Origin of the sequence: Paenibacillus polysaccharolyticus (assembly GCF_900102085.1) — a bacterium.
Taxonomy (GTDB): domain Bacteria; phylum Bacillota; class Bacilli; order Paenibacillales; family Paenibacillaceae; genus Paenibacillus; species Paenibacillus polysaccharolyticus.
The window spans coordinates 52,088-67,727 of record NZ_FMVM01000007.1 but is presented as its reverse complement, the minus strand read 5'-3'; the positions used below and the strand labels follow the sequence as shown (position 1 = coordinate 67,727).

Genomic DNA, 15,640 nt, shown 5'->3' with positions numbered 1-15,640 from the left:
GGAAGCCGATGAGTGAGTATGCAGAGCAAACGACAGCAGGTGTCACACAATCTGCCTCCGATCCAGAAACAAGTCTTCGTGATGTGCTGACATTCCCTTATCGTTCCTATCTGTACTCTTACCCGCATAAGACCGCATATCGTGAACTGAATCCGCCCGTTCCGTTGCAATCGCTGTGGGAGAAGGAAGACACGGAGACTTACTTTTTATACATGCACATCCCTTTTTGTGCTGCTCGTTGCGGGTTTTGCAATCTGTTCACACTGCCGGACAAGCGGCAGGACAGCCATGAACAGTATGTGGACGCACTTGAACGTCAAGCAAAGCAGTGGGCGCCAGTGACTTCGCGTAGACCGTATTCGAGGTTTGCAATTGGTGGAGGAACACCGACATTGCTGAATGAGTCTCAACTTAGCCGTCTGTTTGACATTGCTGAACATACGATGGGACTGGATGCTTCTCAAGCTTCGATATCGGTGGAGACATCCCCGGACACTGTTACGGATGGGAAACTAAGCATCTTGAAGGAACGGCGCGTGGATCGGGTGAGTATGGGAATTCAGAGTTTTATTGAAGCAGAGGCTTCCGCCATCTATCGTCCGCAAAAACCACAAGAGGTAGAACGCGCTCTGGAGAAGCTGGTCCGTTATGATTTTCCGCTGTTGAATCTGGATCTGATCTATGGTTTACCGGGTCAAACCGAGGAGACATGGATCTATTCCCTTGAACGTGTCCTGGCTTATGATCCGGGCGAAGTATTTATTTATCCTCTATATACACGGGAAAACACGATCGTAAAGCCAGAGGATATTCAGCGTCAAGGACCCGATATACGAATGCAACTTTACAAAGCTGCACGTGAACTTTTAAAAAGCAAAGGGTACACCCAATATTCGATGCGCAGATTTGCGAAGGAGCAGTCTTCTGCCAAAGCACTTTTACCGTACAGTTGTCAGGAAGAGGGCATGGTCGGTCTGGGATGTGGTGCCCGTTCCTATACGAGCGAGGTTCATTATGCATCTAAATACGGTGTGACCTATAAGGCAACACAAAGCATTATTGCAGACTATGTAGGCACCGAGCGTTATGATGTAGCTGATTATGGCATTGTGTTAAGCCGCGAAGAGCAGAAACGCCGATTTATATTAAAAGCGCTGCTACATCGGGAAGGACTCATGTTGTCCGCCTACCAAAAGAGGTTCGGAACAGATGTGATGTCTGACTACCCTTGGCTGAACGAATTGTTGGTCGAAGAGATGGCATGCTTCGATGTCGAAGAAAATGAGCGAGTACTGCGTTTGACAGAGAATGGACTTGGATATTCCGATGCCATTGGAGACTGGCTTATTTCTGCGGATATTCGGGAGCAGATGGAAGGATTTGTTTTCTCATGAGAGCGACCTTATATTACCGGGGGAAGTTATCCTCTTGTAACTATGACTGTCCCTATTGTCCGTTCAGCAAAACAGTGGATTCCAAAGAAACGTTAAATGTGGACGAACAGCAGCTACGCCAATTTGTAAACTGGGTCAGAGAACAGGAGATTCATGGGCATCGATTTTCGATATTCTTTAACCCCTACGGAGAAGCTTTGGTGCGGCGCTGGTATCGGGAAGCGATGGTTGAATTGTCACATATGACTCATGTGGATAAGGTAGCGATTCAGACGAACCTTTCTGTGAAACTGGATTGGGCAAGTGAGTTGCATGTAGACAAAGCGGCCTTTTGGGCAACGTATCACCCTCGCGAGACCAAAGAGACTTCCTTTGTAAACCAATGTATGACATTACGGCAGATGGGGCTGTCTTTCAGCGTCGGCACGGTTGGACTACGCAGTGCATTTCCAGCCATAGAATCCATGAGGAATGCCCTACCTGACGATGTATATATGTGGATCAATGCGTTCAAAGATCGGCCGAACTACTACACCCCGGACGAAATCAAGTTTCTCAAGGACATTGACCCGTTCTTTGAGGGGAATCTGCAGGACTATGATAGTTTGGGCAAGCGCTGTGCCGCAGGCACGGATGTGTTTTATGTTCAAGGCTCGGGTCATGTAAAAAGATGTTATAAGGATCGACGGATCATCGGTCATCTCTATCGTGATGGCTTGCAGGCTTTGGCTAAAGATCGTCCTTGTGGCATGAAAAAATGCGGCTGTTACATCGGTTATATTCATATGCAGGATTCCCCGTTCAGAGAAACATTTGGCACAGGGCTACTGGAACGGAATCCGACCTTTATTCATCAATAAATTCATCTTACAGTAAGTGCTTGCCTCAAACCTTAAGGTTTGTTTGCAAGTGTACTGGAAGGTGTTTTTTTTATTTCTGTAATAAAGGAATGATCCCAAAATCCTTGGTAAATAGGTCTTGACTTATTTTATTGAAAATTCAAAATAATTTCTGATTCAAGTTTTGGTGGTTTTGGGTTAGTATTAATTAGGAATAAAGACCTGTTTATTAGATGGTATATATATTTATTATATTATCCTATATATTTTATTGGGTCTTTAGTCTTATTTTTAGGAGGTGAGTATGAAAAAATATAAATTATTTTTACATACTTGTATCGAAATTCGGGAGGAACTCAAAGTGAAAAGGATATCCATCAGTCGAAAATTGCTTGTCGGTTTTTCATCCGTTCTATTGTTGTTGATAGCGGTTACAGCTATCTCATACTTTCAATTTGTAAGCCTGGAGAAAACGTTCACCGATTTAATCAATGATAGAACAAGCAAATTGCTTAAAATTAAAAATATGACGATTGACCTGAAATCACAACAAGTGGCTCTCAGGAATTACATCATGAAACCTGACCAGGGGAATGAGGACGCATTTCAGCAAGCGTATGAAGATTACATAAAATTGAGCGAAGATTTAAAAGCGACAGTTGCGAGTTCCAATATGAAGCAATATCTGGCAGACTCGAGCGAATTGATGATCAAATATTATGACATTGCCAAAAATATAATGTCTTTGACTAAGCAAGGGAATGTGGAGGAAATATCCGGGTTAATGGAGAATACCGTCCCGCCGCTTATAACTGAATTTGAAAACATTGTCGAGTCGATGGAAAATCATCAGCAAAAAGCAATGGATGAAGGAATCGCCGCGGCCAATGTCCAGACAGCTACGGTTCTTCGATTGATCATTATCCTAGGTGTCGTTTCTATTCTTATTGGCTTAGCAATCGCAATTATCATCGGCCGAATGATCTCCAAACCGGTGCAGGCTGTTGCACAAGCCGCTAGCCGTATTGCGGAAGGTGACTTAACAGGGGCAACATTGAAGGTTCGTAACAAAGACGAGATCGGGGAGATGGCTGAAGCATTTAATGTGATGTCCGTCAATTTGCGTTCTCTGATTCATCAGGTGAATGATGGTGCAGAACGTGTAGCAGCTTCGTCGGAAGAATTAACAGCAAGTACCGAACAGACGGCTATAGCTAATGAACAAGTAGCCACTACGATGGGTGAGATCGCAACAGGGATGGATGCCCAGGTTCGTATGGTCAGCGAAGGATTCCAGACGATGAATGAACTGGCTACCGGTTTCCGGCAAGTGGCTGAAAATACAACTGTTGTTTCCGAGAAGGCTGCTGAAGCTTCTGCTCAGACGATATCGGGTAGTGAATCCATTCGCACAGCGGTTGGTCAGATGAATTCCATTCAGAATACAGTTTCGAGCCTTGCAGGAGTTATTGAAGAACTCAGTAAGCACTCGACAGATATTGTGAAAATGGTAGACGCGATCTCGGAAATATCTGCCCAGACGAATCTGTTATCTCTTAACGCAGCCATTGAAGCTGCGAGAGCTGGAGAGCACGGAAGAGGATTCCAGGTCGTGGCTACCGAGGTTCGAAAATTGTCAGAGCAATCTGCACAGTCTGCAGGAGAGATTGTCGGACTTGTTTCTTCCATTGAGACAGGCATGAGAAATGCTGCGCATTCGATGAGTGTGGTATCTTCTGAGGTGCAAGAGGGAATTCAATTAGTGAACCAGGCAGGATCTACTTTTGACCACATTCGAAGTTCAGTTAGTGGTGTTGCGGGACAAGCGCAGGAGGTGTCTGCTTCCATTGAACAGATGAATGCTGGTGTAGAGCAGATTAATGCGTCTATGAAATCAATCATGGACGTAACGGAGAACGCGGCAGCGGGCACAGAAGAAGTAAGTGCAACAACCGAAGAACAATTGTCTGCAATGCAAGAGATTGCATCGGCTGCGAATGATCTTTCATCTATGGCGGAGATGTTACAGCAGTCTGTTGCTCGTTTTAAAGTTTCTTAATTTAAGAAAAGATAAATATGAGAAATGCCCCTGCACCATGTTAATGGTACGGGGCATTTTTTATTGCGGTTTTGTGGATGAACGCTCTAATTATCAGGATAGCTTACAGGGAAGTGCAGTGCTTAAAGTTGTACGTGAAAGAAGGCGAATTGAATTATCGGATCGCAACGTTATATGTTTTCAGCCAGCTATTGATTTGAGTCAGATAAGCGAACAACTGGGGCCCTGACATTAATTGACCAAACCACGGCAGATTGGATGAAGCATCTGGTGAAGAGGCGAGATTACGAATCTGTACTTTGTCGATAAGAGGCAGTAATGGTGATGTTGGATCATCCAGTATTTCAAGGACCTGTTGCTTGACTGCTGCGAGATACTGAGGATTATGTGTTTTGGGATAGGGGCTCTTCTTACGATACAGCACATCGTCAGGCAGGACACCTTCAAGCGCTTTTCGCAAAATGCCTTTCTCTCTTCCACCGGTAATTTTCATTTCCCAGGGAATGTTAAACACGTATTGGATCAGCCGATGATCGCAATAAGGAACGCGGACTTCCAGACCGGCACCCATACTCATCCGGTCTTTGCGATCCAGCAGGGTAGGCATGAAGCGGGTAATATTCAAGTAAGACATAACACGCATCTGAGCTGTTTTCCCCGTTTCCCCTTCCAGTAACGGAACCTCTGCTACGGCATCCGAGTATCGGTCTGCAAGGTAGTCGAGCGGTCTGATCCACTCCCGAATGTCTGGGGATAACAGCCCTGCTCGCATGTCGGGTGCAACGGACCAAGGGAATGTACCTGAATTCAGCATTTCATCTCGGTGGAACCACGGGTACCCGCCGAATACCTCGTCAGCAGCTTCGCCGGAGATGGCGACAGTTGCTCCTTTTTTGATTTCTTTACAGAATAGATACAAGGATGAATCGACATCTGCCATACCCGGCAAATCTCTTACCAGCATAGCTTGAGTCAGTGCATGAACGAGTTCACCATTTTCAATCTCGATCCAGTGATGATCGGTTTTGAGCTCATCCACCATCCGCTGAATCCATGGGCCATCTGCCCCGGGCTGAAAGGAATGGGCTTGAAAGTGTTTCGCATTATCCACATAATCAACCGAATACGTACTCACTTGACCTTGCCCTGTTCGGTTATAATAATCGACAGCCAAAGCTGATAAAGCACTTGAGTCAAGGCCGCCGGATAAAAGAGAACATACAGGAACATCGGAAGCTAACTGGCGTTCTAGCGTATCCTGCAACAGACGGCGTACTTCAACTGCAGTCTCTTCCAGATTATGTTCGTGTTGCACGGATTCTAACTTCCAATAGGCATAGGTCTTGATCCCATTCCGGCTGTATATCATGGCGTGAGCGGGCTTCAGTTCATGAAGTGAAGAGTATACACCATGTCCTGGTGTTCGTGCAGGTCCTACAATAAATACTTCGGCGAGTCCTTCTGGTCCTACTGCAGCTTCCACATCTGGATGAAGGAGCAACGCTTTGGGTTCTGAACCAAATACAAGTGTATCTTTTGCATTACTGTAAAACAGAGGTTTGACGCCCAGCCGGTCACGGGCTAAGAAGACCTGTTCTCTTGCGCCGTCCCATATTGCAAAAGCAAAGATACCGTTAAACTTTTCAACACATACCGGTCCCCATTCAATATACGAGGCGAGCAGAACTTCTGTGTCACATTGGGTACGGAAATGGTGCCCACGCTGAAGCAACTCTTTTTTTAATTCGGGTGCATTGTATAGTTCTCCGTTATACACAACGGTATAGGAGGTGTCTCCTTGTAACGCATGCATGGGCTGTGCCCCGTTCTCCGGGTCCATTACGCTGAGGCGGCGATGTCCAAAAGCACAGGGGTTGGAAATCCATGTACCCGAAGCGTCGGGGCCACGGTTCGATAAGCTATTCGTCATCCGAACGAGCAACTCCGATTCCTGTGTCAAATCCCGATTCCACTGTACGAAGCCGGTTATACCGCACATGGTTTGTTCATCCTTTCTTGATCGAGTCATTCATCCGTATGCTTCCAAAAATCGAAAGCAGTTAGCAAATGTTGTCTTTTTCGTCAGAGGTCGTAACAAATATATGCCGAATGCAGGCATAAAATGTCTGTCCTCTTCGGAAACTACATGTAGGGATAACAGCTTTAAGCGCCTGTGAAGGGGAGTGCATGCAATGGACAGGACCAACTATTATGTGTCCGTCATGGGCCGCTCTGTCATACCGGATTCGTCTGTAACGTCATATGAATGGGTGATTCAGGCAACGCCGCAGGAAGCCGAACATTTACTGGGATTGCTATATCTTATGCAGGAAAAGGAAGAAGAGGCTTTTCCAGGAATGGTATTTCCTTGGCCGGACACGCCAGAACATGATGTGAATCGTGCTTATGAAACTGTTTTGCAACAGGTATACCGGGAAATTTACCGGTTGGGAACGCCAGAGACCAAGCACCAGATTGAACAAACGACATGAACAGAGTGAGCAACATGATGAAAACGAAGCAATTAATACAATTGCAAATGATCAGAACAAAAGGAGAAGATGACGATGTATGCCATTCAGGACGCTAAAATACGCAGATTAACGGAAGTGGACGGGTTATCTTGTGCAGAGGTTGAAGTACAGCCTGGCAATGCGGGAGATCCATCATTACTTGTATATGTAGCTAGTACTCAGCCCGCCAATGAACTGCAAGTGGTACGTATTGTGCGGAATCACTCGGATGGAGCCATTGACTGGTATAACAACAACATGCATACCGCCTTTGAAGATGCGACGGAAACAGCATTTGAAAATAGCGAGGGCATTACGGCAGAAGAGGATAAAGCTCAATTTCAAAGTAATTTGTTTGCTTTTGGATTGCTTGGCCCTACGCTGCAACGGTACCTGATTGGTCAGGGGTAATCAGATAGCAGAATTGTACATGTGATAATTGATTAGGGTAGTGAAGAATGGGATGTGAAGTAGAGGAAGTTTCGAGTAACAGAAAACAACGTAGCGTAAGGTATGCAGAATAAAGAGTAGTGTTGATAGACAAACAACCCGCCGTAACATCATAGCGGGTTGTTTGTGTTAGGGCATATTTTGATATCGATGCGCTAGTATAAGTAACATTCAGTATTATCAGTAATATTCACGTAGAACTTGAATTCCTTTTACCACATTGTATACAAAACTCAAGCCGTATATGACAAAGAACAGAACGACAAACCCGATTGCTGATGCTAAACTGTGGGCTGTTATGAAGAAATACAGTAGCGGGATCGCCGCAAGGAAAGGGAAGACATGGGAGAAAAGTGCTCGCTTCGCATGTCCTGCAATGTATTCATCTTTCGCCACAATCCATACGATAATGGGAAACAGAAACGGGGCAAAAAAAATGCTGAAATAGGATAGTGATGATAAAAGTTGTCTCATAAATATTCTCTCCTTCAATAGAATGTCATAATGTATGTATGCAACAGATTACCCAGATGGAAGGGTGCTGAATAAGTATACACTTGGTACGGTTACGATTGATAGTTCTCGTTATTACTTCAATATTACCTCAAAAAGATTAGCTTATTCGGCTTTTTGTCTAAGTATACATACTCATACGATACTGGTTGTTATTGGGATGCATTATTAATTTTTAATAAAACTATTGCTAAAAATAGAAATCGGAGTATAATAGAGATCGTGCCGAATTTTATTGTACATATTTGTCTCAGTAGCTCAGCAGGATAGAGCAACGGCCTTCTAAGCCGTCGGTCGGGGGTTCGAATCCCTCCTGGGACGTCAGTAGAAAAGCTTCCTTCGGGAAGTTTTTTGCGTTATAGGGATGAGAACCTCGGGCGATTCGTCGGAACATCCACATCGATAGGATTCATGTGATGTGCATATTTCTCCTTCATCTTTTTCCTTCATCGAGCTAAGCATTGGTTCTGCTTACAATATTGTTGTTTAATTGGTTTTTCCTATAAGTGAAATAGAATATATATATTTTATCAATAAGAAAATCTGTGCCACAATGAGGATATCAACAGTGAAAGCGACGGTGGAGCAGATGAAATCAATTAATCAGTGGCAGGCGCAAGAGTATGACAATCAACTGGCTTTTGTATCGGAGTATGGAAAAAGTCTCATACCCTGGCTTCGTCCGACAGAAGGAGAATCTATCCTTGACCTTGGCTGTGGAACCGGTGATTTAACGCATGAGATTTCCCAATACGAGGTAGCAGTGACTGGTATAGACGCTTCCTCAGATATGATTGCTCAAGCGAAAAAAAAGTTTCCGGAATTGGAGTTCTGGGAAGCGGATGGTCAGCAGTTCGAAACAGAGCGACAGTACGATGCGGTCTTTTCTAACGCTGCGTTGCACTGGATGCGAAAGCCTCGAAATGTTGTAGACGGTGTGTGGCATGCACTGAAGCCTGGAGGACGATTTGTGGCCGAATTTGGCGGTAAAGGGAATGTGCAGATCATCGTTAACGCACTGGAGGAAGTGCTGGAACGGCATACAGGGATCAAGGCTTCCGAACGTAATCCATGGTATTTTCCGACGATTGCACAATACAGCACTCTTTTGGAAGACAGAGGCTTTGTGGTTCGTCAGGCCTATCACTATGACCGTCCTACCAAACTAGCAGATGGGGAAGATGGCATCATAGGCTGGTTGGCTCATTTTGGAGATGACTATTTTGAGGGTTTCAGTTCTGAGAAGGTGAAGGAATGGTGTCAGGAAATTAGCGAGATCGTGATTCCTAAGCTGTGGAAAAACGATGCGATCTATGCCGATTACAAACGTATTCGTATTGAGGCATTCAAACCCGAAGTTTAAACATTGAATCGCTTAAATTTAATGTTATATGAATTTATATCACTCAACTGGTAACGATTCTCTCCCATTCTTACATCGGTGAAAATCGTATAAAACCAATCAAAACTGAAAATCCGCAATGGTAATCATAGAAAACCATGCCTTTCTTTCGTTCAGAAAAGCGTGGTTTTTTCCTGTTTTCATATTGGAAATTTAAAATTTAAATATCCAAACGACAAAAATATACAAATGCGAATATTTACCCTACTAAAGACCCATATAAGTAATTTCTATATCAAAATGTAAGTAATTAGAAGGAATTTGTGATATTTTGGTAGAATAATTTACCAGGGGTCAAACATCTTGCAGATTGGCGGTGAACTTGGTCGAAAGTATTGCAGTGCTTCTGGCAGCAAGATCCCATTGGTGAGACATCTACACGAAGAAGGAGGGCATAGCCTTGAATAAACGATTGATATCTATGTTAATGAGTGTCCTTATGGTTTTTTCCCTTATCCTGCCTGCAGCTGGAGCTGCTTCTGCAGACTCCGCAATTCAACTGGATAACACGTTAAACAGCACCAAAGCAAAGCAAATGAGAGAAGTGCTTGCCAATAGGGAAGCTCGAATTGCTGCCGATCCAGTTTTGGATAAAAGCCTGAATGGTCTCGGCGGAGAGAACACACGAGTCATTGTTGAGCTTTCTAACAAACCTGTTGCTGTAGCTCAAGGCGAATCAACCCTCTCAGGAAGATCATTTACCTCCTCTATGGAAACAAAGGCTGTGACTCAGGTTGAAAACCAACAACAGTCATTTGTACATAGCCTCACTCAGAAAAAAATCAAACACGAAGTGCTGGACAATTATGCATATGCTCTTAATGGTGTAGCCCTTGAAATAAAAGGGAACCAATTGGGACAATTGCTTCAAATACCAGGTGTAGTCAGTGTATATCCTGACTATGAAGTGACGCTTGCGCCTGACACAGGCGAAGTGAATCCGCACATGAAAGATACAGCCCCTTTTATCGGAGCTCCTGAAGTATGGGATCTGGGGTACAAAGGAAAAGGTGTGAAAGTTGGCGTTATTGATACCGGTATTGACTACAATCACCCGAATCTGCGCGATGCTTATAAAGGTGGATGGGATTTTGTAGATAACGATGATGATCCATATGAAGCGACCTATCAGGAATGGAAAGCATCAGGCCAGCCTGAGCTTAATGAAAGAGGAAGCTCTTATTATACTTCTCATGGTACACACGTTTCAGGTACGGTCGCCGCTCGTGAAGCAGGAGACTATGGGGTCATCGGGATTGCTCCTGAAGCGGATATTTATGCTTACCGTGTTTTAGGACCTTATGGCAGTGGACAGACGTCTTGGGTACTCGGCGGAATTGACCGCTCAGTAGCGGACGGAATGGATGTCATCAACCTGTCGCTTGGTGCTGAAGGTAATGATCCGAGCTATGTCACTTCGGTTGCATTGAACAACGCGATGCTGTCTGGTGTAACTGCGGTTGTATCCAGTGGTAACAGCGGGCCTAATCGTTATACCTTGGGTTCACCGGGGGCATCGGCTATGGCAATTACGGTAGGTAACTCTACAGGACCTAGTCAGGTCATTACGGCGAATACACATTTCTGGATCGGTGAAGAAGGTGAGGAAACTCCAGAATTGGGGAATGCACCTGAAACGCAGGAACCTGCCGTTACACCAGTAATCGCGCCAGAAGGTGGAGCGGAAGCGACTACATCGGAAAACGGAGTAGAAGATGCTGCATCAGCACAGCCTGAATCTGATCAAGCTGAAGCTCCAGTACCCAATGCTGACAATGAAACAGCGGACGAAGTGACATCCTTATCTGTTACAGAATCTGTATATCGTCTGGATGTGATGGGATGGAGTCTTGCGGCTGATCCTGAAGCGGTTTTGACAGGTCGATATGATGTTAAATTTGCAGCTTTGGGTAAACCAGCTGACTTTGAAGGTAAAGATTTTACAGGCAAAGTCGCGTTGATTCAACGCGGAGAACTTGCTTTTGTCGAGAAAATTGCCAATGCCAAAGCGGCAGGAGCCGTGGCAGTTATTGTGTATAACAATATTCCTGGTCCGATTGGCGTAAGTCTTGGTGATAACTTCGACCTGATTCCGACACTGAGCATGTCGAAGGAAGATGGTGAAGTCATTAAAGCTCAACTGGACGCGGGGCAACCTGTTGAAGTAAGCTTCAGTGATTTTGAGCGCAGTCAAACACCTGGGGATGAGATGAGTTCTTCCAGTTCCCGCGGGCCTGCCAAAGTAACGTTGGATATCAAACCGGATGTTGTTGCACCGGGCTCCAACATTCTATCCACCGTCCCTGCTTATGGTAAAGATGAGCCGGGTGCCGATTATGCTCAATCGTACGATCGCAAAAGTGGAACAAGTATGGCTGCACCGCATGTAGCGGGTCTAGCTGCGCTGTTGCTTGAAAAGCACCCGGACTGGACACCTTTTGATGTCAAAGTTGCTTTGATGAATAACGCTAAAGTCATGGACACAGCTAAATATGATGTGTTTGATCAAGGTGCCGGCCGCATTCAAGCGGTGAAATCCATTGATCCAGCCGCTTTTGTCAAAGTCATGGATGTGACTCAGTATACCGAGAGTGGATCGGTTGTCGAGAAAGAAAACATCACAGGAAGCATTAACTACGGTAACTTCTTAAGTACGGATGCAAAAACAGTAACCAAAACGATCAAGGTTCAGGCCTTGAACGGAAGCGGTGGCGAGTACACGGTGAATGTGAATCCGACTCGTACCGTGCCTGGGGTATCTGTTGCCGTTGATAAAACTTCATTCACTTTGAATGGAGAAGAAGAACTCGCTGTAACGGTTACGGTTCCTCGTGGTGTCACTACACTAACCGAGGCACAGGGCTACATTGAAATTACGAATGGAACCAACACGTTTACAGTGCCGTATGTGGCTCACTTTAATGTGACTTCAAGCGGTGTGAAATATATTGAAACGGTAAAAGGAACTGCGAAAAATCCGTTCTATTATCCGTTGAAGGCAGACGGTTCCCTGGATACGCTGAACGTTGCAATGGAATTCCATAATCCAATGACGTTTGCACTCATTGAAATTTATAACGGCCTTGATCCTGAAGGTGGTCATTATCAAGATGGATACATTGGCTCGATCTTTGGTAATTACTATAACTTCAACGCAAATGCCAGATACACGCTGGCTTGGGATGGTCAGTATTCGGATTACACAACGGAAGAAGTAACCGAACTTGCAGATGGCTTGTACACCGTAGATATCACGACCATCGGCACGGATGGCAAGACCTACAAAGAAGATACACCTCCATTTTTGGTTAAAAAGACAGCTCCAGCAGTAACTGCTCCGCAATCATTGGACTTCAAAGCGGAGGATGCTATTGTTATTGGCGGTACGGTGGATGATTTGTATTTCCGCGTTGCGCCTGCACTGGCTAAAGGGTGGAGCATTACATTTGATCCGACGACAGCGCTTAAAGCATCCTATGTGGTGAAAAAAGAAGATGGCTCAACGTTGAAAGAAGGTACGTTTAATGTTCAGGCGGATGGTAGCTTCCAATACCCATTGGAAGGTGTTGAAGGCGGAACGTACACCGTGGAAACAACGGTAAAAGATGAGCAAGGTCTTGTTGGTACGGCTAGCACTACCATTAAAGTGGAATCTGCACAGACTGAACCTGAAACTCCGGCTACGAAAGCGCCTGGAACACCTAGTTTGTCCCACAATAACGGCTTTGTGAATGGTCTGTTAGGGGGCGACTACACGGTGTCCATGAACATGTGGTGGGGTGAGAATGCGACAAGCTACAAACTGTATGAGGATGGCGTGTTGGTTGATTCGCAAAAATTGACTTACAATGCACCTTGGGCTCAGTTCGCTCAAACGAAAATTAAAGGTAAAACCAATGGTACCTACACGTATGTTGCCGAGCTGGCCAATGACAAAGGCGTGACGCGCAGTCAGACGCTGACTGTACGAGTAACCGATGCATTGCCTGGTAAGGCAGTACTCTCCCATGATAACTGGGATGTAGACGGCAATTACAAAGTGATGATGAACTTGTGGTGGGGAACAAACGCAACAGAGTATCGTCTTTACGAGAATGATGAGTTGATCGATACACAGTCACTCAAAGCGACAACACCTCTGCCTCAATTTGCTATAACCGCGGTGAAAGGCAAAGCATCTGGTACGTATACGTACCGTGCCGAGCTGGTTAACGCTGCCGGGGTGACAACCACCAATACCATTACGGTGAAGGTGAAGTAAGGGAAGTACGCATTTATGGTAATGAGGTGAAAGTATTGGTTTTGAGCTAAAGCTTTTACTTCAAGCAGATAGTTTGAGAAAAGTAGTGCCTCCCTCTGACCAGCGTAAAGCCGGTAATCGGGACATAGGATAAGAAACGGCCTCTCCCTGTTAAGCGTACAGGGGGAGGCCGTTTTTTGTTGTTGTTTCCAGGGAAGGATAGCTATCCGTTCTCCTGGTGAACTTTTTTTTATAAAACTAAGAAACGGTTCGGTCTTTGCTCGCCTGAAGGCCTGTCATAAGTAGTCCGATCGCAAGAAGAACCTGTACGAGCAGAGGGAGAGACCATCCATGGGTCCAGTCATGCATTAAACCAAACAGTAAAGGGCCTCCTGCAGCAAGCATGTATCCAAAGGATTGAGCCATTCCCGAAAGACTTGCTGCCTCTCGCGCATGACGTGTGCGAAGGACAAAAAACATCGTGACCAGACCAAAGGAGGCCCCGGCACCAATCCCGGCTAGCGCAACCCCGGTGGTGACGAGAACAGGTGTAGTGCTGAATAGTAACGCATATCCGACGATGAGACATAAACACGTTAAGGTGGTGAGTAGCCGTTGATCTCGTGTTTTTCCAGCCAGAATCGGCACGATGAAGGTAGCAGGTACACTAACCATTTGCATCAAAGACAACATCCAGCCAGCTGAGGCAGCACTAAAACCTTGATCCGCGAGGATCTCGGGAAGCCAAGTTATCGTTGTATAGAAGATTAACGACTGAATGCCCATGAACAACGTCACGAACCAGGCAAGAGAAGAAGTGCGTAGACGTGTGGGTGCCTTCTCGCTCTGGGAAGTGATATAGAGCATCTGTTTGCGCCCTCTCTGTGCCTGCGGAAGCCATAGAAAGACAGCCAGTAGGGATAGAATGGCCCATACCCCTAACGAAGCCCGCCAACCAAGCGAGGAGGCTTCTGCCACGGGTACACTAATACCTGAAGAGATTGAGGCGAACATATTCATCGAAACGGAATACAGTCCGGTGACAATGCCGACCCGTAACGGGAAATCACGTTTGATCAGACTTGGCAGAAGTACATTGCTAAAGGCGATACCGCATCCTAGAAGCGCTGTTCCCGCATAAAGAGACAAAACAGAAGGGAGTAGCCGCAAGGTGATTCCGCTGGTAACAATAATGACAGCAAGCAGGAGTGCAGTCTCCAGCCCAAAACGTTTGGCAAGACGCGGAGCAAAAGGTGAGACAGCTGCAAAAGCGATCAAAGGCAGTGACGTTAGTAATCCAGCCATCGTATGTCCGATACCGGTGTCTGAACGGATTAATTCCACGACAGGACCGGTGGCTGTGATGGGGGACCGCATCGTAGCGGCAATAACAATAATTCCAGCGAGTAACAACCCGAATTTTTGAGGGGGTTGTTGAGACTGTTGTTCTCCCCCGGCAGGGACGGAATGCTGTTGTTGTGTAGGTGAGGACATCATTAATCTCCTGATTCTGAATATATATTTAAAGCAAGTTATTGAACCAAACAAAGTACAACTTCAGCTTCTAAGGAAGATGATATGTATGGATTGGTACAATGTTCATTAAGCAAGCATAACATTGTGTGTCATATCGAGCAATGGAGAGTAAAACTTAACAAATAGTCGGTCTGCTCTTTCTGATATTTTTAAATTAATAATACAAGTTGGATTAAGTGGTGTGATAGATGACTTTTAGCATGATGTAAGTACTTGGCACGCCCTGTCCCTAGCATGACTTGAGTGATTGTGATGGAGCCGGAGTAGAATCGTAATTGGCTCAATATGGACACTTTATTCTAACGATCACGAGAAACCTTATTTGGAGGAACAAGAGCTTTCTCGAATTCTAACGATCCCTAGGAACGCTATTTAGACAATTTAGGGCGAAAAAACACAAAAAAAGCACGAAATCGATGAAATAAGCTCTCTGGTGATCGTTAGGAAATAAAAACGATGAAAATGGGAGAAATAAGCTTCATGGTGACCGTTAGAGGTTTTGGTACGATAGCGAGGTGCTGATGTATTGTTAAATGGTTTATTAGCTTTCAGGAACGGTTTGCTTCCTTTAGTCAGAGCCATGAGGTAAGAGTTGACGAAGTGAATACCTTAGAAACAAGGCAACGGAACCTAATGCTCCGACTAACCATCTGGGGTTCTCATCCCCAGAACGCAAAAAAAGCTTCCCGAAGGA

General features: G+C 45.3%; 10 protein-coding genes and 1 tRNA gene. 8 read left to right on the top strand and 3 right to left on the bottom strand.

Annotated features, from left to right (window positions below; translation table 11 throughout):
- Positions 1-8: 8 nt before the first annotated feature.
- The 3 genes from BLQ13_RS11105 to BLQ13_RS11095 all read left to right on the top strand — a co-directional run bounded on the left by BLQ13_RS11105 (position 9) and on the right by BLQ13_RS11095 (position 4,292).
- Entirely contained in the window at positions 9-1,394 is a 1,386-nt protein-coding gene (locus BLQ13_RS11105; protein ID WP_090919165.1) for an STM4012 family radical SAM protein, read from the top strand.
- Entirely contained in the window at positions 1,391-2,254 is an 864-nt protein-coding gene (locus BLQ13_RS11100; RefSeq protein WP_090919162.1) for an STM4011 family radical SAM protein, read from the top strand. The genes BLQ13_RS11105 and BLQ13_RS11100 overlap by 4 nt, the downstream gene beginning before the upstream one ends.
- A gap of 283 nt (positions 2,255-2,537) precedes the next feature.
- Positions 2,538-4,292, top strand: a complete 1,755-nt coding sequence (locus tag BLQ13_RS11095) for a methyl-accepting chemotaxis protein (protein ID WP_244159287.1) — start codon at positions 2,538-2,540, stop codon at positions 4,290-4,292.
- Between the two features lie 154 nt (positions 4,293-4,446).
- Here BLQ13_RS11095 and asnB read toward each other — a convergent pair whose 3' ends face one another.
- Positions 4,447-6,291 carry an asparagine synthase (glutamine-hydrolyzing) gene (gene asnB, locus BLQ13_RS11090; protein ID WP_090919159.1) on the bottom strand — a complete coding sequence of 615 codons (1,845 nt, stop codon included), beginning with the start codon at positions 6,289-6,291 and terminating at the stop codon, positions 4,447-4,449.
- Between the two features lie 193 nt (positions 6,292-6,484).
- On the opposite strand from asnB, the gene BLQ13_RS11085 reads away from it, so the two are divergent.
- Positions 6,485-6,784 (top strand): hypothetical protein, encoded by a 300-nt coding sequence (locus BLQ13_RS11085; protein WP_090919156.1) that lies wholly within the window; start codon positions 6,485-6,487, stop codon positions 6,782-6,784.
- A 75-nt stretch (positions 6,785-6,859) separates the two neighbouring features.
- Entirely contained in the window at positions 6,860-7,216 is a 357-nt protein-coding gene (locus BLQ13_RS11080; protein ID WP_090919153.1) for a hypothetical protein, read from the top strand.
- 219 nt (positions 7,217-7,435) lie between these two features.
- Here the strand turns inward: BLQ13_RS11080 and BLQ13_RS11075 are convergent, their stop codons facing one another.
- Positions 7,436-7,729 carry a magnetosome magnetite crystal formation protein family gene (locus tag BLQ13_RS11075; protein WP_090919151.1) on the bottom strand — a complete coding sequence of 98 codons (294 nt, stop codon included), beginning with the start codon at positions 7,727-7,729 and terminating at the stop codon, positions 7,436-7,438.
- Between the two features lie 286 nt (positions 7,730-8,015).
- Here BLQ13_RS11075 and BLQ13_RS11070 point away from each other — a divergent pair.
- The 3 genes from BLQ13_RS11070 (at position 8,016) to BLQ13_RS11060 (ending at position 13,431) form a co-directional block, all read left to right on the top strand.
- A tRNA-Arg gene (locus BLQ13_RS11070) sits at positions 8,016-8,089 on the top strand.
- Between the two features lie 247 nt (positions 8,090-8,336).
- Complete coding sequence (locus tag BLQ13_RS11065) at positions 8,337-9,131, top strand: class I SAM-dependent methyltransferase (RefSeq protein ID WP_338060871.1); 795 nt, start codon at positions 8,337-8,339, stop codon at positions 9,129-9,131.
- A gap of 439 nt (positions 9,132-9,570) precedes the next feature.
- Positions 9,571-13,431 (top strand): S8 family serine peptidase, encoded by a 3,861-nt coding sequence (locus BLQ13_RS11060; RefSeq protein ID WP_090919149.1) that lies wholly within the window; start codon positions 9,571-9,573, stop codon positions 13,429-13,431.
- A gap of 237 nt (positions 13,432-13,668) precedes the next feature.
- Here BLQ13_RS11060 and BLQ13_RS11055 read toward each other — a convergent pair whose 3' ends face one another.
- On the bottom strand, positions 13,669-14,904 hold the full coding sequence (locus tag BLQ13_RS11055; RefSeq protein WP_090919147.1) for a CynX/NimT family MFS transporter: 1,236 nt from the start codon (positions 14,902-14,904) through the stop codon (positions 13,669-13,671).
- Positions 14,905-15,640: the final 736 nt, after the last annotated feature.

Bases quoted from the DNA above. Each gene is read 5' to 3' on its own strand.
- BLQ13_RS11105 (WP_090919165.1), top strand. From the start codon at position 9: ATGAGTGAGTATGCAGAGCAAACGACAGCAGGTGTCACACAATCTGCC.
- BLQ13_RS11100 (WP_090919162.1), top strand. From the start codon at position 1,391: ATGAGAGCGACCTTATATTACCGGGGGAAGTTATCCTCTTGTAACTAT.
- BLQ13_RS11095 (WP_244159287.1), top strand. From the start codon at position 2,538: ATGAAAAAATATAAATTATTTTTACATACTTGTATCGAAATTCGGGAG.
- asnB (WP_090919159.1), bottom strand. From the start codon at position 6,291: ATGTGCGGTATAACCGGCTTCGTACAGTGGAATCGGGATTTGACACAG.
- BLQ13_RS11085 (WP_090919156.1), top strand. From the start codon at position 6,485: ATGGACAGGACCAACTATTATGTGTCCGTCATGGGCCGCTCTGTCATA.
- BLQ13_RS11080 (WP_090919153.1), top strand. From the start codon at position 6,860: ATGTATGCCATTCAGGACGCTAAAATACGCAGATTAACGGAAGTGGAC.
- BLQ13_RS11075 (WP_090919151.1), bottom strand. From the start codon at position 7,729: ATGAGACAACTTTTATCATCACTATCCTATTTCAGCATTTTTTTTGCC.
- BLQ13_RS11055 (WP_090919147.1), bottom strand. From the start codon at position 14,904: ATGTCCTCACCTACACAACAACAGCATTCCGTCCCTGCCGGGGGAGAA.